Origin of the sequence: Bradyrhizobium sp. NAS96.2 (genome assembly GCF_001908235.1) — a bacterium.
Classification (GTDB): domain Bacteria; phylum Pseudomonadota; class Alphaproteobacteria; order Rhizobiales; family Xanthobacteraceae; genus Bradyrhizobium.
Genome location: NZ_LGHK01000068.1, coordinates 1 through 19,870 on the forward strand (window position 1 = coordinate 1; position 19,870 = coordinate 19,870).

General features: G+C 64.7%; 19 protein-coding genes and 1 pseudogene. 2 read left to right on the top strand and 18 right to left on the bottom strand.

The genetic code is table 11. From position 1 onward, the window contains the following. Window positions 1–158 precede the first annotated feature (158 nt). The 9 genes and pseudogenes from AC628_RS15710 to AC628_RS15750 form a co-directional block, all read right to left on the bottom strand. Window positions 159–1,409, bottom strand: a complete 1,251-nt coding sequence (locus tag AC628_RS15710; protein WP_074127693.1) for a TCR/Tet family MFS transporter — start codon at window positions 1,407–1,409, stop codon at window positions 159–161. Continuing rightward, the gene (gene der / locus AC628_RS15715) at window positions 1,406–2,788 is read right to left on the bottom strand and encodes a ribosome biogenesis GTPase Der (RefSeq protein WP_074127694.1); all 1,383 of its coding nucleotides are present in this window, start codon (window positions 2,786–2,788) and stop codon (window positions 1,406–1,408) included. Before der ends, AC628_RS15710 begins: the two co-directional genes overlap by 4 nt. 153 nt (window positions 2,789–2,941) lie before the next feature. Further along, window positions 2,942–3,498, bottom strand: a pseudogene (locus AC628_RS15720) (hypothetical protein). Between the two features lie 37 nt (window positions 3,499–3,535). After that, window positions 3,536–4,192, bottom strand: a complete 657-nt coding sequence (locus tag AC628_RS15725; protein WP_074127695.1) for a tetratricopeptide repeat protein — start codon at window positions 4,190–4,192, stop codon at window positions 3,536–3,538. Window positions 4,193–4,533: 341 nt separating this feature from the next. After that, window positions 4,534–6,132 carry a class I adenylate-forming enzyme family protein gene (locus tag AC628_RS15730; protein WP_074127696.1) on the bottom strand — a complete coding sequence of 533 codons (1,599 nt, stop codon included), beginning with the start codon at window positions 6,130–6,132 and terminating at the stop codon, window positions 4,534–4,536. Between the two features lie 10 nt (window positions 6,133–6,142). After that, entirely contained in the window at window positions 6,143–6,964 is an 822-nt protein-coding gene (gene panB / locus AC628_RS15735) for a 3-methyl-2-oxobutanoate hydroxymethyltransferase (protein WP_074127697.1), read from the bottom strand. A gap of 2 nt (window positions 6,965–6,966) precedes the next feature. Then, window positions 6,967–7,551, bottom strand: coding sequence for an NnrU family protein (locus AC628_RS15740; RefSeq protein WP_074127698.1), 585 nt, complete (start codon window positions 7,549–7,551; stop codon window positions 6,967–6,969). 81 nt (window positions 7,552–7,632) lie between these two features. Continuing rightward, window positions 7,633–8,244: a UCP034077 family protein gene (locus tag AC628_RS15745; RefSeq protein ID WP_074127699.1), complete on the bottom strand. Its 612-nt coding sequence runs from the start codon at window positions 8,242–8,244 to the stop codon at window positions 7,633–7,635. 382 nt (window positions 8,245–8,626) lie between these two features. Further along, window positions 8,627–10,246: a peptide chain release factor 3 gene (locus tag AC628_RS15750; protein WP_074127700.1), complete on the bottom strand. Its 1,620-nt coding sequence runs from the start codon at window positions 10,244–10,246 to the stop codon at window positions 8,627–8,629. A 153-nt stretch (window positions 10,247–10,399) separates the two neighbouring features. On the opposite strand from AC628_RS15750, the gene sugE reads away from it, so the two are divergent. After that, on the top strand, window positions 10,400–10,714 hold the full coding sequence (gene sugE / locus AC628_RS15755) for a quaternary ammonium compound efflux SMR transporter SugE (protein WP_074127701.1): 315 nt from the start codon (window positions 10,400–10,402) through the stop codon (window positions 10,712–10,714). On the opposite strand, the gene AC628_RS15760 is transcribed toward sugE, so the two are convergent. The 7 genes from AC628_RS15760 to AC628_RS15790 all read right to left on the bottom strand — a co-directional run bounded on the left by AC628_RS15760 (window position 10,715) and on the right by AC628_RS15790 (window position 17,170). Then, window positions 10,715–11,719, bottom strand: a complete 1,005-nt coding sequence (locus AC628_RS15760; protein ID WP_074127702.1) for an inorganic phosphate transporter — start codon at window positions 11,717–11,719, stop codon at window positions 10,715–10,717. Window positions 11,720–11,733: 14 nt separating this feature from the next. Beyond that, window positions 11,734–12,378 carry a DUF47 domain-containing protein gene (locus AC628_RS15765; RefSeq protein WP_074127703.1) on the bottom strand — a complete coding sequence of 215 codons (645 nt, stop codon included), beginning with the start codon at window positions 12,376–12,378 and terminating at the stop codon, window positions 11,734–11,736. A gap of 140 nt (window positions 12,379–12,518) precedes the next feature. After that, window positions 12,519–13,487: a branched-chain amino acid ABC transporter permease gene (locus AC628_RS15770; protein WP_074127704.1), complete on the bottom strand. Its 969-nt coding sequence runs from the start codon at window positions 13,485–13,487 to the stop codon at window positions 12,519–12,521. Window position 13,488: 1 nt separating this feature from the next. Beyond that, window positions 13,489–14,352 (bottom strand): branched-chain amino acid ABC transporter permease, encoded by an 864-nt coding sequence (locus AC628_RS15775; protein WP_074127705.1) that lies wholly within the window; start codon window positions 14,350–14,352, stop codon window positions 13,489–13,491. 64 nt (window positions 14,353–14,416) lie between these two features. Beyond that, the gene (locus AC628_RS15780) at window positions 14,417–15,637 is read right to left on the bottom strand and encodes an ABC transporter substrate-binding protein (protein WP_074127706.1); all 1,221 of its coding nucleotides are present in this window, start codon (window positions 15,635–15,637) and stop codon (window positions 14,417–14,419) included. Between the two features lie 41 nt (window positions 15,638–15,678). After that, window positions 15,679–16,422, bottom strand: coding sequence for an ABC transporter ATP-binding protein (locus AC628_RS15785; protein WP_074127707.1), 744 nt, complete (start codon window positions 16,420–16,422; stop codon window positions 15,679–15,681). Then, a complete protein-coding gene (locus tag AC628_RS15790; protein ID WP_050419084.1) occupies window positions 16,415–17,170 on the bottom strand; it encodes an ABC transporter ATP-binding protein in 756 nt (251 codons plus the stop codon). The genes AC628_RS15785 and AC628_RS15790 overlap by 8 nt, the downstream gene beginning before the upstream one ends. Window positions 17,171–17,627: 457 nt before the next feature. Here AC628_RS15790 and AC628_RS15795 point away from each other — a divergent pair, with 457 nt between their 5' ends. After that, on the top strand, window positions 17,628–18,245 hold the full coding sequence (locus tag AC628_RS15795; RefSeq protein WP_074127708.1) for a hypothetical protein: 618 nt from the start codon (window positions 17,628–17,630) through the stop codon (window positions 18,243–18,245). A gap of 121 nt (window positions 18,246–18,366) precedes the next feature. On the opposite strand, the gene AC628_RS15800 is transcribed toward AC628_RS15795, so the two are convergent. After that, window positions 18,367–19,227 carry a DMT family transporter gene (locus AC628_RS15800; protein WP_074127709.1) on the bottom strand — a complete coding sequence of 287 codons (861 nt, stop codon included), beginning with the start codon at window positions 19,225–19,227 and terminating at the stop codon, window positions 18,367–18,369. Between the two features lie 71 nt (window positions 19,228–19,298). Further along, the gene (locus tag AC628_RS15805; protein WP_502689738.1) at window positions 19,299–19,835 is read right to left on the bottom strand and encodes a TetR/AcrR family transcriptional regulator; all 537 of its coding nucleotides are present in this window, start codon (window positions 19,833–19,835) and stop codon (window positions 19,299–19,301) included. Window positions 19,836–19,870 lie beyond the last annotated feature (35 nt).

Genomic DNA, 19,870 nt, shown 5'->3' on the forward strand with positions numbered 1-19,870 from the left:
CTTGCCCATCCATGCTGGCCTCCGCCCAGCCAGCATGGTGAATCAAAAACGACCTGATTTGGGAATCCCAAATCGATTCAAGCTAACTTCATCCCGCTTTAGAACGGCAGACGTTGCGACCCCTGGATCTGTGAATACGCCCGGCTCAGCCCGCGCAGTTACGAAGCCGTCGTCTTCGCCGCCATCGCCCGCGCGGCGATCGCGAGTGCGAGCAGCAGCAGCGCGCCAGCCAGATAGAACGGCGCGCCGGGCATCTTGAGCGGCGCGTTGTCGCCGATGAAATAGGCGAATGTCAGCGTGAACAGGAACGGGCCGATCAATTCCGACATGCTCTGCACGCTCGAGGTCGCGCCCTGCAACTGGCCCTGCTGGTCGGCAGCGACGAGTTGCGTCGTCAGCGCCTGGGTCGCGGCGCCCGAGATGCCCCACAGCGCCATCACGGGAATGCCGATCCAGAACAGCTGGCCAGTCGGCGCCGCGCCGAAGATCACGAAGCCCAATGCGCCGCAGACGAGGCCGAGGAACAGCGCGTTGCGCTCGCCGAGACGCTGCACGATCGGGCCGATCGCCGCGCCCTGCACGACCATGCCGCAGAGGCCGACCAGCGCCAGCGTGGCGCCGACAGTGCCGGTGTCCCAGCCGTAGCGATAGGTGGCGTAGAGCACGAACACCGACGGCAGCACGACATGCGCGAGCTGGCCGAAGAACGTCGCCAGCGACAGGCCGGCCAGCGTCCGGTTCGAAAGCAGGAAACGCAGCGCGCCGATCGGATTGGCGCTCTTCCATTTGAACGGCGCGCGCCGCTCCACCGGCAGCGATTCCGGGAGGATCAACAGGCCATAGAGTCCGTTGACGAAGCTCAGCCCCGCCGCCGCCCAGAACGGCAGCCGCGGATCGATCTCGCCGAGCAGGCCGCCGAGCGCCGGCCCCATGATGAAGCCCGCCCCGAACGCGACGCCGATCTTGCCGAACATCGCGGCGCGCTGCTCCGGCGCGGTGACGTCGGCGATGTAAGCGAACACGGTCGAGATGCTCGACGAGGTGATGCCCGAGATCGCCCGCCCGATGAACAGCCAGTTCAGGTTCGGCGCCAGCGCCATCAGCACATAGTCGGCGGCGAGGCCGAAATTCGACAGCAGCACCACCGGCCGGCGGCCGAAGCGATCGGACAACGCGCCTGATATCGGCGAGCAGACAAACTGCATCAATGCCCAGATCGAGCCGAACACGCCGAAGATGCGCGCCGCATTGGCGGTGTCGTTGTTGACGAAGCCTTCGATCAGCTTGGGCAGGATCGGGATGATGATCCCGAGCGCGAGCATGTCGAGCAGCAGCGTGATGAAGATGAAGACCACCGCGCCGCTGCGCGCCGATGGCGCGGTAGCGTTAGTCCCCGCCTCTTCAGTCACGACGGCCGCTTGCGCTTGTGCGCGAACGGATTGGCCTTTTCTCTTAGCGTAATACGAATGGGCGTGCCCGGCAGATCGAAGGTCTCGCGCAGCGAGTTGATGAGGTAGCGCAGATAGGATCGCGGGATCGCATCGGCACGCGAGCAGAACAGCACGAAGCTCGGCGGGCGCGCCTTCACCTGCGTGATGTAGTTCAGCTTCAGCCGGCGCCCCGAGACCGCCGGCGGCGGGTTGGCCTGGATCGCCTGCTCGAACCAGCGATTGAGCGCCGAGGTCGGCAGGCGCCGGTTCCAGACCGCGTAGGCCTCCTGGATCGCAATCATCAGGCGGTCGATGCCCTCGCCCATCAGCCCGGAGACGGCGACGATCGGCGCGCCCTTGACCTGCGGCAGCCAGTGGTCGGCGTCGGTGCGCAATTGCGAGATCTGGTTGGGCTTGCGCTCGACGAGGTCCCATTTGTTGACCGCGAGCACGATGGCGCGGCCCTCGCGCTCGATCAGGTCGGCGATGCGCAGGTCCTGCTCCTCGAACTTGTTCTGCGCGTCCATCATCATCACGACGACCTCGGCGAAGCGCACCGCGCGCAGCGCGTCGGCGACCGAGAGCTTTTCCAGCTTCTCCTCGATCCGCGAGCGGCGGCGCAGGCCGGCGGTGTCGAACACCCGGAACTCGCGGCCCTGCCAGGTGATCTCGACCGCGATGGAATCGCGCGTGGTGCCGGCCTCGGGGCTGGTCAGCAGCCGCTCCTCGCCGAGCAGATGATTGATCAGCGTCGACTTGCCGGCATTGGGCCGGCCGACGATGGCAACGCGGATCGGGCGCTGCGCGGCCTCCTCCTCCGAGATGTCCTCGTCGTCCTCGATCTCGTCGTCTTCCTCTGGCACCTCGGGCACCAGCGCGCTCAGCGCCTCGTGCAGATCGCCCATGCCCTCGCCATGCTCGGCCGAGATCTGCACGGGATCGCCGAGCCCGAGCGCGTAGGATTCCATCGCGCCGATCTCGCCATGCTTGCCCTCGGCCTTGTTGGCGATCAGCACCACCGGCTTGTTGGCCTTGCGGGCGAAGTCGGCGAAGGCGCGGTCGGTCGGCGTCAGGCCGACGCGGGCGTCGATCATGAACATCAGGGCGTCGGCGAGCTCGATCGCGGTTTCGGTCTGCTCCTGCATCCGCGCCGTCAGCGAGCCCTTGGCGCCCTCGTCGAGCCCCGCGGTGTCGATGATGGTGAAGTCGAGATCGTAGAGCTTGGCCTGCCCCTCGCGGCGGTCGCGCGTGACGCCGGGCTCGTCATCGACCAGCGCGAGCTTCTGGCCGACCAGGCGGTTGAACAGCGTCGACTTTCCGACATTGGGCCGGCCGATAATGGCGATGGTAAAAGACATGGATGATCCCGGCGCCGCGGCGCGGCGCGCGTCAATGAATTGAAGCAGGAGCCTAGCGCGCGACGAGATTGGGTTGAACCGTCATCGCGCTCTAGATTCTTGTTTTAGCATGATCTTTTCGGAAAACCGCTTCGCACTTTTCCGGATCATGCCCTAGCGGCTAAATCCGCCGCTCGGTAGCGGCGCGGGGAACGCGCCGCCGGATTGTTGCGTGGTCTGGGTCTGCTGCTGGGCCGGTGCCGCAGGCTGCGCCTGCTGGTCGTCGGCCGGCGGCGCCGTGGTGCGGCGGCGAACGATCTTCTTCGGCTTCGGATCCGGCGGCACCGCGGCGGCGCGCCCTCCTCGGTTGCGGCGTCGGGGGCGGCCGCCTGATCTGCGGCCGGCGCGGTGCGCTTGCTATGCTTCTTGGCGCCCTTCGGCGGCTCCGGCGGCGGAGCCGGCTGGGCGGCGGCGGCCGCTGCGGCGTTCTGCTGGTCGAGCTGCTCCTGCTGCGAGCCCTTGTACAACTCCTTCGGCACGCCCTGCTCGAGGCCGGGCACGCCTTCGGGGAAGACCGGCTTGCGGTCGCCGGCCAGCTTCTTCTTGGTGTCGAGGAAGTCGAGCAAATCGCTGGGGTCGAAATTGGCCATGCCGCCACCGCCGCAGCCTGCCAGCGCGCTGCAAAGCGCGGTCAGAACTGCGGCTGCGATCAGGCGTTGCGAGCGGCGCATGGTCGATCTCTCACTCAAACTCGGGTTTCGCGCCGGATCAGCTTTTCGCGACCGGCGGCAACAGGGCCTGCAGCGCTTCGGCGCGCGAGCGCATGCTCGGCGGCGTCTCGCCGTCATTGGCAATCTGGTCGAGCCACTTGCGCGCGGCGGTGGCATCGTTGGCGTGCCACGCCGACAGCGCCAGCAACTCGCGCGCGGAATGGCGGAAGGTCGAATCCTTCGACGTTGCCATCGCCTCGAGCCGTTGCAGCATGTTCGGATAGGTCGTGGTGTCCATCACGATCTGCGCGGCGCGGATCCGCGCCAGGTCCTGCTCGGGACCGCCGACGCTGCGGTCGGCTGCGATCTCGTCGTAGAGCTTCGCGGCGGCCGGCTGATCGCGGGTCGCAACCTCGGCGGCCATGCGCAGCCGCGCCAGATTGCGGTACCCGGACGGCGCCTTGGTGATCAAATCGGCAAAGGCGGCCTCGGCCTCGGCGTGCTTGCTCTGGTCCGACAGCTCGACGGCGCGGTCGAACGCCGCACCGGCCTCGGCGGCCTTCTTGGCCTCGAGATATTGGTAGCCGCGCCAGCCACCGACGCCGGCGACCACCAGGACCGCCAGCGCGATGATAAAGATCGAGTACTTGTCCCACAGCTTCTTGAGCTGATCGCGACGGACTTCCTCGTCTACTTCGTCAAATAATTCAGACACTTAAAGCTATCCCATCCCCTCGGGACCGCGAATCTCGGTGGAGCCTGGCCCCTACCCGATCCCCACACCGCGGCGGCGTTACCCTAACGGTGTGGCGGAGGCAAGGCAAAGCGAGGCGGATCAAAGTGTTAACCGGCGAAGTTTGTCGTGGCCACGGCGGGACTGCGTGGGCTCCCTCTCCCGCTTGCGGGGGACGGTTGGGGTGGGGGGTGTCTCCGCGAGTCGGATCAGTGAGAGAGCCTCCGTGGGGAGAGAGCCCCCACCCGCATCGCATCTGCGATGCGACCTCCCCCGCAAGCGGGAGAGGTACACCGAGCAAGCGGACCTACGTTGGCCCCGGTTCACGCCCCTGCCGCAGTCAGGCCCTCCCTGAGCTGGCGCTTGATCACTTTGCCATTGGCGTTGCGCGGCAGCGGGTCTGATGTCAGCGCCATCGTCTCCGGCACCTTGTAGTCCGACAGCCGCTCGGCGCACCAGGCGCGCAGGCTATCCGCATTGACGTCGGTGCGGGTCACGATCACGGCGTGCACGCGTTCGCCGAGCACCGGGCACGGTTTTGCGATGATCGCGCTCTCGACCACGGCCGGATGGCCCGCCAACACCGACTCGACCTCGGCAGAATAGATCTTCAGGCCGCCGCGGTTGATCATGTCCTTCTGGCGATCGAACACGCGGACGAAGTTGTCGGCATCGATCGAGCCGAGATCGCCGGAATGCCAGAACCCGGCGGTGAAGCTCTCGGCGGTTGCCTTCGGATTGTTCCAGTAACCCTTGATGACGGAGGCGCTGCGGATCCAGAGTTCGCCGATCTCGTCGCGCGGCACCTCGCGGCCGTCGGCGCCCATCACGACGATCTCGGCGCCGGGACACGGCAGGCCGACGCTGTCGATATGGGCTGCCGTGAGTTCGCCCGGCATCAAGGTCGAGGGCGACGTGGTCTCGGTCGCGCCGTAGCAATTGGCGAGCTTCAGTCCAGGGATCTTGGCGTCGAGCTTTTCGATGGTCGCAACCGGCATCGGCGCGCCGCCGAAACCGCCGATGCGCCAGCTCGACAGATCGTAGCTGTCGAAATCCGGCTGCATCAGGCAGAGATTGTACATCGCCGGCACCATCACCGTGTAGCTGACGCGCTCGCGCGCCGCGACCTTCAGATACTCCGACGCCTTGAACTCCGGCATGATGATCAGCGCGCCGGCGCAGCGGGCGATGGTGGTGACGTTGGCGACCGCGCCGGTGACATGCGCGAGCGGCACCGCGGCGATCGAGCGATCGGCTTTCGTCAGCTTGAGACAGGATGCGAACACCATCGAGGAATGGATGATGTTGCAATGGGCGAGCATCGCGCCCTTTGGCTTGCCCGTCGTGCCCGAGGTGTAGAGGATCATCGCGGTGTCCTCTTCCCTCACCTCCGCCGGCGCCTGGGCCGGAGCATTGTCGCGCAGACGAGCGAATTGCGAGGCGCTGTCGTCGCTGACTGCGACGCGATGCGCGAGGCCGGGAATATCCGCGGCGGCGGGGATGCGGTCGGCAAGCGCGGCCTCGTGAACCAGACACTTGGCGCCGCAATCGTTCAGCACATAGGCGATCTCGGGCTTCTGCTGACGCGTCGAGAGCAGCACGGTCACCAGCCCGGCATGGGCGGCGGCGAACATCGTCAGCACGAATTCGGTGCGGTTGCCGAGCAGGATCGCGACGCGGTCGCCCGGCGCAAGGCCAAGCCTGGCGAAGCCTGCCGCGACCTTCGCCGATTGCTCGGCGACCTCGCGCCAGGAGAGGCGCGTCGCGCCGCAGATCAGCGCCTCGCCGTCGCCATTCTGCACAACTGCGTCCGCGATCATCGCCCACAGGCTGGCTGGCCGCTCAGCGAAAGCCGGCACGACGCGGTCACCGAACCTGGGCTCGAGCCGCATCGGCGGCAGCGCGTGTTGCGACCAGTCCATATCAGCCTCGTCAGCTCTTCTTCATTCCGTAGACATGCTCCGGCCCCGGGAAGGCGCGGCTCTTCACGTCGCGCGCATAGCCCGCGACGGCTTCCTCGATCGCGGGGCCGAGATTGCCATAACGGCGGACGAATTTCGGCGCGCGCGGCGACAGGCCGAGCATGTCTTCCAGCACCAGCACCTGGCCGTCGCAAGCCGCACTTGCGCCGATGCCGATCGTCGGCACGGCGATCGACTGCGTGATCTTGCGCGCCAAGGGCTCGGCGACGGCCTCGACCACGATCGAGAACGCGCCCGCTTCCGCGATCGCCCTGGCGTCGTTCTCGATCGGCGCCCAGTTCTCCTCCTCGCGGCCCTGCGCACGGAACGAGCCGAGCGTGTTGATCGACTGCGGCGTCAGGCCGATATGGCCCATCACCGGAATGCCGCGCTCCGACAGGAACGCGACCGTCTCCGCCATCCGCGCGCCGCCCTCGAGCTTGACCGCGCCGCACAGCGTTTCCTTCATGATCCGCACCGCGGACTGGAACGCCTGCTCCTTCGAGCCTTCATAGGAGCCGAACGGCATGTCGACCACGACGAGCGCGGCCTGCGAGCCGCGCATCACAGCGCGGCCCTGCAGGATCATCATGTCGAGCGTAACCGGCACCGTGGTCTCGAACCCGTGCATCACGTTGCCGAGGGAATCGCCGACCAGGATGGCGTCGCAGTGACGGTCGACCAGCGCGGCGGTGTGCGCGTGATACGAGGTCAGCATCACGATCGGCTCGCCGTTCTTGCGGGCGCGCAGATCGGGCGCGGTCTTGCGCTTGATGGCGGATTGAACAGACATAGTCAGGCTCCCATGACAGGCACGCCGATCACGACCGGGTGGAACGCAAACGCAAGCGCCAGATAGACGATGACACCGACCGCGATTGCGATCAGGTCGTTGGTCGGGCCGCCCACCGGGATCGGCGGCGCGCCGGCATCACTGCGGCGCTTCAGCGAGATGCGGTCATAGACCGCCCAAGCCAGGAACGAGCCGAACAGGATGATTGAGCCGAGGTCGCCATTGGCGAGCAGATGCGCGAACGCCCACAGCTTCACGCCCGCCAACATCGGATGCTTCAGCGTGGTGTAGATGCGGCCGCGGATATAGGAGGCGACGACCAGGATGACGGCGGGCAGCATCAAGGCCACCGTGATGTGCTTGAATGCGGTCGGCGGCGTCCAGACGTCGATCCATCCGGTCGCGCGGTAGTGGCCGAAGCCCCAGATGATCAGACCGAGCCCTGCGAACGACACCAGCGAATAGACGCCCTTGTAGGCGCCCTCGCCCATCGCATTGACGATGCTACCGCGCAGGTCGCGCAGGCTGGTCAGCACGTGGATGCCGAGGAACAGCATGAGACCCAGGATCATGACGAGCAGTCCCACGATGTTCCTCCCCTGATTGATTAATGCCTTCGCGTAACATCTTCGCCGGGCGGGACGCAATCCGTCACGCCAGGTGACGGATCATGGATTACCGGCCGGCTTGGCCAGCTCGCGGTTGTCGACATAGCGGATCATGATCGGGCGGCCGGCGAGCGCGCCGCCCAGCCCGCCGGTGAATTTCAGCGGCAGGCAGGCATCGAGCGAAGCGTTGATCGCGTTGAGGTAGGTGGTGCGGGTGTCCGCCGGGATTCCGCGCGTCGAAAACGTCAGGCGCGGGGCACCGATCATCTCGCCTGATCGTTTGAAGCTGAATCGCACCGACATCTGCATGCCCTCCCGTGCGTCATCGGGCGGCGGCGGCGCCCAGCAGGAACGCAGCGCGGCGAAGAGATCGCCGATGGTATCGAGATCATGATCCGGCTTGCGGTACTTCTCGGCCTGGTCTTGCGGCGGCACGGTCAGGATCGTGAGCTGGAGATTTTCGCCGTACGGATAATCCATCTCGGGCAGGCACGGCCCGTGATTGAGCACGCTGCAGTAGGAAGGGATGCAAGGCCCGTTGTCGAGCACGCTGCAGGGCGTGTGAGCGAACGGCACCGGATTCGTCTGGTGCCGCTGCCGCGCGCCAGCCGTGCCCGCAAAAGCAAGGGCCAGCACGGCAAAAGCGAGGCAGATGGCAACGCGTCGGAGCATGCGGTTGGACCCGGAATACGCTTCCGGGGAAAATGGTACCGCGGCCGGACCGGAGCAAGCGGGGCCGGTTCACGTCCTCGCGCTTTTCTCGCTACAACCTCGCTGTCATCGCCCGACTCGACCGGCGATCCAGTATTCCAGAGACAGCCGTGATTTACCGATAGGCCGCGGCGTACTGGGTCCCCCGGTCAAGCCGGGGGACGACACCGAGGATGCGGCACTACACCGCTTCTTCTCGTCGTCGCGCTCGCGCCAACCACAACTGTCATCGCCCGGCTTGACCGGGCGATCCAGTATTCCAGAGGCGGTTGTGAGTCACGGAGAGGCCGCGGCGTACTGGGTCCCCCGGTCAAGCCGGGGGACGACACCGGAGCAAGCGGCACTACGCCTTCTTCTTCACGTCCTTGACGTTGGAGAAGGTGATACCCTCGGCGCGCTCGCGGGTGTAGCCGAGATAGAACTCGTTCTTGGCCATGAACACCGGATCGCCGTCGACGTCGTCGGCGATGCCGGAATTGTTGGCTGCGACGAAGGCGTCGAGCTTCTTGCGGTCATCGGACGAGATCCAGCGCGCCAGCGAGAACTCGGAGATCTCGAACTCGACCGGCAGCGAGTATTCCGCGTCGAGCCGCGCCTTCAGCACGTCGAGCTGCAGCGGGCCGACCACGCCGACCAGCGCCGGTGCGCCGTCGCGCGGGCGGAACACCTGTACGACGCCCTCCTCCGACATCTGCTGCAAGGCTTCCTTCAGCTTCTTGGCCTTCATCGCATCGGTGAGGCGAACGCGGCGGACGATTTCAGGCGCAAAGCTCGGCACACCGACGAAAGTCAGATCCTCGCCCTCGGTCAGGGTGTCGCCGATCCGCAAAGTGCCGTGATTGGGAATGCCGACGACGTCGCCGGCGAACGCCTCGTCCGCCACCGAGCGATCCTGGGCGAAGAAGAATTGCGGGCTCGACAGGCTCATGTTCTTGCCGGTGCGCACCAGCTTGGCCTTCATGCCGCGGCTGAGCTTGCCCGAGCACAGCCGGGCGAAGGCGATGCGGTCGCGGTGGTTGGGATCCATGTTGGCCTGGATCTTGAACACGAACGCGCTCATGCGCGGTTCGGCCGCCTCGACCTTGCGCAGATCGGAATCCTGCGCGCGCGGCGCCGGCGCGAACTTGCCGAGACCCTCCAGCAGGTCGCCGACGCCGAAATTGCGTAGCGCGCTGCCGAAATAGACCGGCGTCAGATGGCCCTCGCGGAACGCCGCGAGCTCGAACGGCTTGCAGGCTTCCGAGGCCAGCGCGAGCTCATCCTTGACCTCGGCGACGTCGAGATTGGGGTTGCGCTTGCCGAGATCGGCGATGTCGATCTGCTCGGTGGCGCCGGTCTTGGCGCCGCCGCCCTCGAGCAGCCGCACGCCGCCATTGACGACGTCATAGGTGCCTAGGAAGTCGCGGCCGCGGCCGACCGGCCAGGTCATCGGCGTGGTGTCGAGCGCCAGCGTCTTCTCGATCTCATCGAGGAGCTCGAAGGTGTCGCGGCTCTCGCGGTCCATCTTGTTGATGAAGGTGATGATCGGGATGTCGCGCAGCCGGCACACCTCGAACAGTTTTCGCGTGCGGGCCTCGATGCCCTTGGCGGCGTCGATCACCATGACGGCGGAGTCGACCGCGGTCAGCGTGCGATAGGTGTCTTCCGAAAAGTCCTCGTGGCCCGGCGTGTCCAGAAGGTTGAACACGAGCTCGTTGAACTCGAAGGTCATCACCGAGGTGACGACCGAGATGCCGCGCTCGCGCTCGATCTTCATCCAGTCCGAGCGCGTGTTGCGCCGTTCGCCCTTGGCCTTGACCTGGCCCGCGAGGTTGATGGCGCCGCCGAACAGCAGCAGCTTTTCCGTCAGCGTGGTCTTGCCGGCGTCCGGGTGCGAGATGATCGCAAAGGTGCGCCGGCGCGCCACTTCCTCGGAAAGCGGCGAGCGGGACGGCGATTCGGCTGAAACTGAGATGTCGGACATGGCGGGGCATTTGGCAGGGAAAACGGGCGCAATCAAGGGCGTTTTGTCGCAATGCGGCGTGGTCGCACCACCCCCATATGGGGACGCGAGGGACGACCTTCTTCTCACCATACCACCTGCGGGGACGACCCTGCCATATCTGGAGGGTTCGTGATGGCTTGGGCCATTCTGTTCACCGCTGGCCTGCTCGAGATCGGCTGGGCGATCGGGCTGAAATACACCGAGGGCTTCTCGCGGCTGGTGCCGTCGGTGCTGACGCTCGCCGCGATGGCCGGCAGCATCATCCTGCTCGGCATCGCGCTCAAGACACTGCCGATTGGAACCGCCTACGCGGTCTGGACCGGGATCGGCGCGGTCGGCACCGCGGCGCTCGGCATCATCCTGCTCGGCGAACCCGCGACCGCGACGCGGCTTGCCAGCATCGGGCTGATCGTGTCCGGCATCGTCGGGCTCAAGCTCGTCGGCTAATCACTTCAAGACCTGCACGACCCAATAGGTCGCGGCGGCGACCGCAGCCGACGCCGGGATCGTGATCACCCAGGCATAGACGATCGAGCTAGCCACATTCCAGCGCACGGCGGAGAGCCGCCGCGCGGCACCGACGCCGACGATGGCGCCGGTGATGGTATGGGTGGTCGACACGGGAACCCCGAGATAGGTCGCCAAGAACAGCGTCACGGCGCCGCCGGTCTCGGCGCAGAAGCCCTGCATCGGCGTCAGCTTGGTGATCCGCAGCCCCATGGTGCGGACGATCCGCCAGCCCCCCATCAGCGTGCCCAGCGCCATCGCGCTCTGGCAGGCCAGCACGACCCAGAACGGGATCTCGAAGGTGTCGCCGAGATGGCCCTGCGAGTAGAGCAGCACGCCGATGATGCCCATGGTCTTCTGCGCGTCGTTGCCGCCGTGACCGAGCGAATAGAGCGAGGCCGAGGCGAATTGCAGGATGCGGAAGGCGCGATCGACCGCGAACGGCGTCGAGCGCACCGAGAGCCAGGACACGATCGCGACCAGCACCAGCGCCAAGAGGAAGCCGACCAGCGGCGACAGCACGATGGCGAGCAAGGTCTTGGTGAGCCCGCTCCACACCGCCGCCGAAATGCCCGCCTTCGCCATGCCGGCGCCGACCAGGCCGCCGATCAGCGCGTGCGAGCTCGATGACGGAATGCCCAGCGCCCAGGTGATCACGTTCCAGACGATCGCGCCGACCAGCGCGGCGAAGATCACGGTCGCGTCCACCACGGAAGGATCGATGATCCCGGTGCCGATCGTGTTGGCGACATGCAGGCCGAACACCGCGAAGGCGACGAAGTTGAAAAAGGCCGCCCAGAACACCGCGTATTGCGGCCGCAGCACGCGGGTCGAGACGATGGTCGCGATCGAGTTCGCGGCGTCGTGCAGGCCGTTCAGGAAGTCGAACAGCAGCGCGACCGCGATCAGGATGGTCAGGACCGGAAGACCCAGCGTGGCGTCCACGTATTCGCCCCGCTTTACACTTGCTCGATCACGATCGAATTGATCTCGTTGGCGACGTCGTCGAAACGGTCGGCCACCTTCTCAAGGTGATCGTAGATCTCCGCGCCGACGATGAAGTCCATCGTGTTGGCATCGCGATGCTTCAGGAACAGCTCCTTGAGCCCGATGTCCTGGAGATCGTCGACCCGGCCCTCGAGCTTGGTCAACTCCTCGGTGATCTGCGTCAGCATCGAGACGTTCTGGCCGATCACCTGCAGCAGAGGCAGCGCGCGGCCGACCAGATTGGCGCATTCGACGATCAGGGCGCCCATCTCGCGCATCGGCGGCTCGAATTCGCGCACCTCGAACAGCATCACCGCCTTCGCGGTCGCCTGCATCTGGTCGACCGCATCGTCCATCGACGTGATCAGGTTCTTGATGTCGCCGCGGTCGAACGGAGTGATGAAGGTGCGGCGAACCGCGGTCAGGACCTCACGGGTGACGCTATCGGCGTCGTTCTCGAACTGATTGACGCGCTGGCAGAAGACCGGGGTCTCCTCGCCGCCCCTCAGCATGTCCTGCAAAGCCTTCGCGCACTGCACGGAGGTCTGGGCGTGGCGGGCGAACAGGTCGAAAAATCGCTCTTCCTTGGGCAGAAAGGCGCGAAACCAGCGCAGCATGTCTCAGTTCCATCATTCCGGGACAGCCCTTTTAGCGACTGTCACAGAACTGTCATAGAGCATCTGGCGGGGAAAATACCCGGAACGACCGCCCGAACGGGCGATCGTCCACCGCTATGTCGGCCGAAAAGGGCCCTGCCCTACAGCGACCGCCGCAGCAGGTGAGCCAGCTCACCCACCAGGCCGCGCCGGAACAGCAGCACGCAGGACACGAAGATCACGCCCTGGATCACCGTCACCCACTGGCCGAAACCGGCGAGATATTGCTGCATGGCGATGATCACGAATGCGCCGACCACCGGGCCGAAGATGGTGCCGAGGCCGCCGACCAGCGTCATCAGCACGATTTCGCCGGACATCGACCAATGCACGTCGGTGAGCGAGGCGTTCTGCGCCACGAACACCTTCAGCGAGCCGGCAAAGCCCGCCAGCGTGCCCGACAGGATGAAGGCGAGCAGCTTGTACTGGTCGGTCTTGTAGCCGAGCGAGATCGCGCGCGGCTCGTTCTCGCGGATCGACTTCAGCACCTCGCCGAACGGCGAGTTGATGGTGCGGTAGATCAAGAGGAAGCCGGCGAGGAAGCCGACCAGCACCACGTAATACAGCACCATCGGCTTCGACAGGTCGAAGATCCCGAGCAGATGGCCCTGCGGGATGCCCTGGATGCCGTCCTCGCCGTGGGTGAACGGCGCCTGCAGATAGAGGAAGTAGAGCAGCTGCGACAGCGCCAGCGTGATCATCGAGAAGTAGATGCCCTGCCGTTTGATCGAGATGTAGCCGGTTGCGAGGCCGAGCAAGGCCGCCGCCGCGGTGCCGACCACGATGCCGAGCTCCGGCGGCAGCCCCCACACCTTCAGCGCATGCGCCGAGACGTAGCCGGCGGTGCCGAGGAACATCGCGTGGCCGAACGACAGCAGCCCGCCATAGCCGATCAGGAGGTTGAAGGCGCAGGCAAGCAGCGCAAAGCACAGCGCCTGCATCACGAAGAAGGGATAGATTCCCGTGAACGGCACGATCGCCAGCAGCGCCGCCATCACGGCGAATACGATCATCTCGTCGCGCATCGCGCGCGGCGTCATCGGAAGTGTATCGTCGGTCAATGCTGACATATCAGGCCGCCCGTCCCGTCAGTCCCGTTGGCTTCACCAGCAACACCACCACCATCAGGACAAACACCACGGTGTTGGAGGCTTCGGGATAAAAATACTTGGTCAGTCCCTCGATCACGCCGAGCGCGAAGCCGGTGATGATCGAGCCCATGATCGAGCCCATGCCGCCGATCACGACCACCGCGAACACCACGATGATGAGATCGGCGCCCATCAGCGGGCGGACCTGGTTGATCGGCGCCGACAGCACGCCGGCGAGCGCGGCAAGGCCGACGCCGAGCCCGTAGGTCAGCGTGATCATCCGCGGCACGTTGATGCCGAAGGCGCGTACCAGCGTCGGATTCTCGGTGGCGGCGCGCAAGTAAGCGCCGAGCTGCGTCTTCTCGATCAGGAACCAGGTGGCAAGGCACACCACCAGCGAGAACACCACGACCCAGCCGCGATAGACGGGTAAGAACATGAAACCGAGGTTGACGCCGCCCTTGAGCTGATCCGGGATCGAGTAAGGCAGGCCGGACGAGCCGAAATAGTTTTGAAACACGCCCTGGACGATCAGCGCGATGCCGAAGGTCAGCAGCAGTCCGTAGAGATGGTCGAGCCCGGCCAGCCATTGCAGCATGGTCCGTTCGAGGATCATGCCGAAGATGCCGACCACGACGGGCGCGATGATCAGCGCCCACCAGTAGTTGATGCCGCCCAGATTGAGCAGGAAATACGCCACGAAGGCGCCCATCATGTAGAGCGCGCCATGCGCGAAATTGATGATGTTGAGCATGCCGAAGATGACGGCGAGCCCCAGACTGAGCAGCGCGTAGAACGAGCCGTTGATCAGTCCCACCAGAAGCTGTGCGTAGAGAGCCTGCATCGAATGAGCTTTCGCTAGATAGATGAAGCCCGCCGGCCACGCGCGCGGCCGGCGGGCATGATCGTCACTTCTTCAGAAGCGCGCAGGTGCTCTTGTCGAGCGGCGTGAAGGCCTGGCTGCCCGGCACGGTGCCGACCAGCTTGTAGAAGTCCCACGGTCCCTTGGACTCCGAGGGCTTCTTCACCTCGAACAGATAGGCGTCGTGGGTGACGCGGCCGTTGGCCTCGATCTCGCCCTTGCCGAACAGCGGATCGTCGGTCGGGATCGTCTTCATCTTCGCGACCACCTTGGCGCCGTCATGCGGATTGCCGCCGAGCGCTTCCAGCGCCTTGAAGTAATGCATCAGCCCCGCATAGACGCCGGCCTGCACCATGGTCGGGGGCGCGCTGTTCTTCATCCGCGCCGAGAACCGCTTCGAGAACGCCCGGGTGTTGTCGTTGAGGTCCCAGTAGAAGGTCTCGGTGAAGTTGAGGCCCTGCGCGGTCTCGAGGCCGATCGCCTTGACGTCGGTGAGGAACAGCAGCAGCGCGGCGAGCTTCTGGCCGCCCTTCACGATGCCGAACTCGGCCGCCTGCTTGATCGAGTTGGTGGTGTCGCCGCCGGCATTGGCGAGCCCAATGATCTTGGCCTTGGAGGCCTGCGCCTGCAGCAGGAACGAGGAGAAGTCGGCGGTGTTGAGCGGATGCTTGACGCCGCCGACCACCTTGCCGCCATTGGCGGTGACAACCGCGGTGGTATCACGCTCCAGCGCCGCGCCGAACGCGTAGTCCGCGGTCAGGAAGAACCAGGTGTCTCCGCCCGCCTTCACCAGCGCCTGGCCGGTGGCGTGCGCGAGCATGTAGGTGTCGTAGGTCCAGTGCACGGTGTTCGGCGAGCACTGCGCGTTGGTGAGGTCCGAGGTCGCGGCGCCCGAATTGATGTAGACGCCGTTCTTCTCCTTGACGACGTTGTTGACCGCGAGCGCGACGCCGGAATTCGGCACGTCGACGACGGTGTCGACCTTGTCGACGTCGAACCACTGGCGGGCGATGGTGGTGCCGATATCGGGCTTGTTCTGGTGATCGCCGGAAATCAGGTCGATGGTCCAGCCCTTGGCCTTGAGGCCGGAATCCTCGATCGCCATCTGGGCCGCCAGCGTCGAGCCGGGACCGGCGAGGTCCGCGTAGAGGCCGGACTGATCCGACAACACGCCGATCTTGACGACCTTGTCGTCGGCGGAGGCAATGCTCGCGACGCTGAGCGCGATCGCGGTGCCGAGCAGAAGCGCAGAAATCGTGTTCTTCATGGGTATTCCCTCAGTTCTTAAATTTTCTGGCTCGGGCGAAATCAGACGCCGAGATAGGTATGAAGCTTGTCCATGTTGGCCGACAGCTCCGAATTGGCGAAACCGTCGATCACCTTGCCGTGCTCGACGATGTAGTAGCGGTCGGCAACGGTCGAGGCGAAACGGAAATTCTGCTCGACCAACAGGATCGTGAAGCCCTGCGACTTCAGGCGCGCAATGGTGTGCCCGATCTGCTGAATGATGACCGGCGCCAGGCCTTCGGTCGGCTCGTCCAGCATCAAGAAGCGCGCGCCGGTGCGCAGGATACGCGCAATCGCCAGCATCTGCTGCTCGCCGCCCGAGAGCTTGGTGCCCTGGCTGGTGAGACGTTCCTTCAGGTTCGGAAACAGCGTGAAGATCTGGTCGAGCGGCAGGCCGCCCGGACGCACCACCGGCGGCAGCATCAGGTTCTCGCGCACGTCGAGACTGGAGAAGATGCCGCGCTCCTCGGGACAGAATGCGATGCCGAGCCGCGCGATGCGGTCAGAGGTGGCGCGGATGATCTCCTTGTTGTCGAAACGGATCGAGCCGGAGCGCTTGCCGATCACGCCCATGATCGACTTCAGCGTCGTGGTCTTGCCGGCGCCGTTGCGGCCGAGCAGCGTCACCACCTCGCCGGCCTTCACGTTGAAATTGATGCCGTGAAGGATGTGCGATTCGCCGTACCAGGCCTGCAGATCGTTGACCGTCAACACCTCGGCGCCGGCCGCAGCCACGGGCCTCTCCGCCAGTTTTGCCTCAGCCATGACCCGCTCCCAGATAGGCTTCCTTCACGCGCTCGTCCTTGGAGAGGTCGGCGTAATTGCCCTCCGCCAGCACCTGCCCGCGCGTCAGCACGGTGATGATGTCGGAGAGGTTGGCCACCACCGAGAGGTTATGTTCGACCATCAGGATGGTGTATTTGGCCGAGATTCGCTTGATCAGGGCCGCGATCTTGTCGATGTCCTCGTGGCCCATGCCGGCCATCGGTTCGTCGAGCAGCATCATTTCGGGGTCGAGCGCGAGCGTCGTTGCAATTTCAAGTGCGCGCTTGCGGCCGTAGGGCATCTCGACCGCCGGCGTGTTGGCGAATTCGCTCAAGCCGACGTCGTTGAGAAGTTCATGGGCGCGCGGATTGAAGCGGTCGAGCACGCTTTTCGAACGCCAGAAATCGAATGACGAACCGTGCTGGCGCTGCAACGCGACGCGAACGTTCTCGAGCGCGGTCAGATGCGGAAATACCGCCGAAATCTGGAACGAGCGGACCAGCCCGAGCCGCGCCACGTCGGCCGGCGGCATCGCGGTGATGTCCTGGCCCTTGTAGCGAATCTGCCCGCCGGTCGGCTTCAGGAATTTGGTCAGCAGATTGAAACAGGTGGTCTTGCCGGCGCCGTTCGGGCCGATCAACGCATGGATACTGCCGCGACGCACCTTGAGCGCGACGTCGCGAACGGCGAAGAAACCCGCGAATTCCTTGGTCAATCCGCTGGTTTCGAGGATGAACTCATCGGCCAAATAGATTCCCCCATACGCCATCGCCGCGAAGCCCCTCGCCCGCGTGGCCAGCTTTTTTCATGTTCGACAGGTTGTCCGTACGTCTTGGAAACCGTCCGGGGGCCTGTCGCCTCCGGGCCGGAATATGCCGTCATCTGCGGCGGTTACGCAAGGTGGAAAGCTGTGCGGTGCAGTATCGGAACGACCGGTTCCGGTTGATCCTTAGTCGAATGGTATTTGAACGCGCTTTGCGCCTCGGAAAGTCGCCATTAAGGCTGTTTTGCTCCGGACATTCCCTTTCATAGAATATTTCCGCCTCTCGCCGAAACTCCCGACCATTGCATGATGAACGGCTAGAGCCTTGCATTTCGAAAACGCCAATTCCTCGGTCGTCAAATCGATCCGGCGCCGTGATGTCCTGAACACGTGGCTGCGGCTTTATGCCCGCGGCCAAACCATCCCGCACTTCGGCTAGCCGATGCCGTTCCAGAGTGCCGATCCATCGGTGGTCAAATCGATCACGCAGCGGGTGCTGCTGAACGCCTGGCTGCGCGCGCTGCGCACGCCTGGCGCGCTTCCTCTGCTGTGCGATTTCCACACCGAAGGCAGCGCCGACGAGCGCGCCGACATGATGGGCTTTGACGTCGAAGGCAGCGGCGAAGATGCGCGCTTCCTGATCACGCAGGAAGGCGCGCGGCTGACCACGGCTTACGGCAACGAGCATGTCGACCCGCGGCTGCGCACCAACCGTTACCTCGATGAAGCGATCGGCCCGGAGCGCTACGCCGGCGTCATCCTGTCGTATCGCGCCTGCCTCGTGCGCAAGCGTCCGACCTACACGGTCGCGGAGGTCACCGACGCCGACGGCAAGGACGTGTCCTATGAGCGGCTGCTGCTGCCGTTCGGACGCGGCGATGCCGTCGAGCACATCGTCGGCTCCTACAAGGCGATCAGCATCGAGGGCGGCTTCCGGCTGCATAATCTGATGGGCGTGAAGGCCAGGGCCGTCCCGGCTGTCACCGTCCGCGCGGTGATCGATCGCAGGTTCGTCCCGGCCGATCACCCGGCGAGCCAGGATCCGGTCGAGCTGATCTAGGGCGCGCACTTATATATCTGCCATGTCGGCTCTACCCCCTAAAGCCGGACATCGCCGGGTGACCGCCGCATGTCGGCTTTGGGCCCAGGAGCGGAAATTCACCACGACGCAACCTTCGCGTTCAAACCGTTCGAGCGGTCGGTCTAAACTGTGTCAAGGCAACACCGGAGATCGCCAGCAGCGCACCAACAATCAACTTCGGAGTCATCGGCTCGCCAAGGAACAGTGCGCTCGACATCAAGGCGAACACCGGCAGGAGCAGACCGAAGGGGGCGACGCGCCCCATAGAGCAGCGAGCGATCAGCCAGAACCAAAGGCCAAATCCGACAATTCCTCCGATGAAAATTGTGTAGGCGAGTGCCAGCCAGCCACGTTCATCCGCAGCAACGAGGCTCGCCAGTTGTCCATATTCAAGGAGCAACGACATCAACATTACCTGCGGCACCGTGAACAGCGACGACCACCCCATCAACATCAAGGGGTCAAAAGGACCGTAGCGTTTCGTCAGGACGTTGGATACCGCGAATGCGAAAGCAGCTCCGACCACCAGCAGCAGTGGCAACCCGTTTGCCGACAGGCCGGGCTCAGCTCTCAACACAAAGACGCCGGCGAATGCAAGCACCACCCCGAAGAGAGTGGTGAGAGACGGCCTCTCCGCCAGCAACGGCCAGGCCAACAGGACCGTGAAGGGCGTGGAGAGTAAATATGCAACAGCCGTCATGCTTCCCGAGCCGAGCCCAAGACCCACGTAGAAGAGCCCGAAGTTCAACCCACCGAGAAAAAACGAGATAGCTGCGATAGGACGCAACTGTTCACGCGTGGGCTTTTTGACCAATGGAATAAGCAGAAGCGCAGTGGCCAAGAAACGCAGCGCCAGGAAAAAGAACGGCGGAAACTCCGTAATGCCCATTTTGATGATCACGAACTGATAACCCCAGAGCAAGGGAACGGCCACCGCGCAAACCATCTGGATCGCAGACATCGTATTCTCCTTTAACGACCGATCGGTCCAGATATCGGCGAGCCGATTGTGAGAACCGGCCCTGGACTTGGTTACCTGATGAAACGATCGAGCAGAGCGTCGGCGGCGGCGTGCGTTATGGCTCCCGTGGACGCCGTTTTGCTGATGACTCGCAGCCCCTCAACGAAACAGACGAGAATGCGGGCAGCATTTGCAGGGTCGACACCATCGGCTAACTTGCCCGCTGCCTTCGCACGGGAAAGCGCATCCGCCACCCGCGCCTCCATGACTTTGAAGAAGCTCGCGATGCGACGATTAACGTCAGCGTCACGCCCGGCCAGTTCCATGGCTGTTGCGATCACCAGACATCCGCGTCGACCATGAGCACCGCTCGTGCGGTGAACATATCCAGCAAGGTAGGCCCGCAGGCCATCTACCGGGTCCTTGCGAGGGTCAAGCTCGATATTCAACCGTGTCACGGCGTCATCGATGTAACGATCGAGCGCGCGCAGGAAGAGCGAATGCTTGTCGCCGAAAGCAGCGTAAAGGCTGCCACGCGAGAGCTTCGTCGCACGAAGAAGGTCTGGCAGCGCCGTGGCATGATAGCCGCGCGACCAGAACACGCCCATCGCCCGTTCGACGGCAGCGTCCTCATCGAAACTCC

Bases quoted from the DNA above. Each gene is read 5' to 3' on its own strand.
- der (WP_074127694.1), bottom strand. From the start codon at position 2,788: ATGTCTTTTACCATCGCCATTATCGGCCGGCCCAATGTCGGAAAGTCG.
- AC628_RS15730 (WP_074127696.1), bottom strand. From the start codon at position 6,132: ATGGACTGGTCGCAACACGCGCTGCCGCCGATGCGGCTCGAGCCCAGG.
- panB (WP_074127697.1), bottom strand. From the start codon at position 6,964: ATGTCTGTTCAATCCGCCATCAAGCGCAAGACCGCGCCCGATCTGCGC.
- AC628_RS15745 (WP_074127699.1), bottom strand. From the start codon at position 8,244: ATGCTCCGACGCGTTGCCATCTGCCTCGCTTTTGCCGTGCTGGCCCTT.
- AC628_RS15750 (WP_074127700.1), bottom strand. From the start codon at position 10,246: ATGTCCGACATCTCAGTTTCAGCCGAATCGCCGTCCCGCTCGCCGCTT.
- sugE (WP_074127701.1), top strand. From the start codon at position 10,400: ATGGCTTGGGCCATTCTGTTCACCGCTGGCCTGCTCGAGATCGGCTGG.
- AC628_RS15765 (WP_074127703.1), bottom strand. From the start codon at position 12,378: ATGCTGCGCTGGTTTCGCGCCTTTCTGCCCAAGGAAGAGCGATTTTTC.
- AC628_RS15770 (WP_074127704.1), bottom strand. From the start codon at position 13,487: ATGTCAGCATTGACCGACGATACACTTCCGATGACGCCGCGCGCGATG.
- AC628_RS15775 (WP_074127705.1), bottom strand. From the start codon at position 14,352: ATGCAGGCTCTCTACGCACAGCTTCTGGTGGGACTGATCAACGGCTCG.
- AC628_RS15780 (WP_074127706.1), bottom strand. From the start codon at position 15,637: ATGAAGAACACGATTTCTGCGCTTCTGCTCGGCACCGCGATCGCGCTC.
- AC628_RS15785 (WP_074127707.1), bottom strand. From the start codon at position 16,422: ATGGCTGAGGCAAAACTGGCGGAGAGGCCCGTGGCTGCGGCCGGCGCC.
- AC628_RS15795 (WP_074127708.1), top strand. From the start codon at position 17,628: ATGCCGTTCCAGAGTGCCGATCCATCGGTGGTCAAATCGATCACGCAG.
- AC628_RS15800 (WP_074127709.1), bottom strand. From the start codon at position 19,227: ATGTCTGCGATCCAGATGGTTTGCGCGGTGGCCGTTCCCTTGCTCTGG.
- AC628_RS15805 (WP_502689738.1), bottom strand. From the start codon at position 19,835: ATGGGCGTGTTCTGGTCGCGCGGCTATCATGCCACGGCGCTGCCAGAC.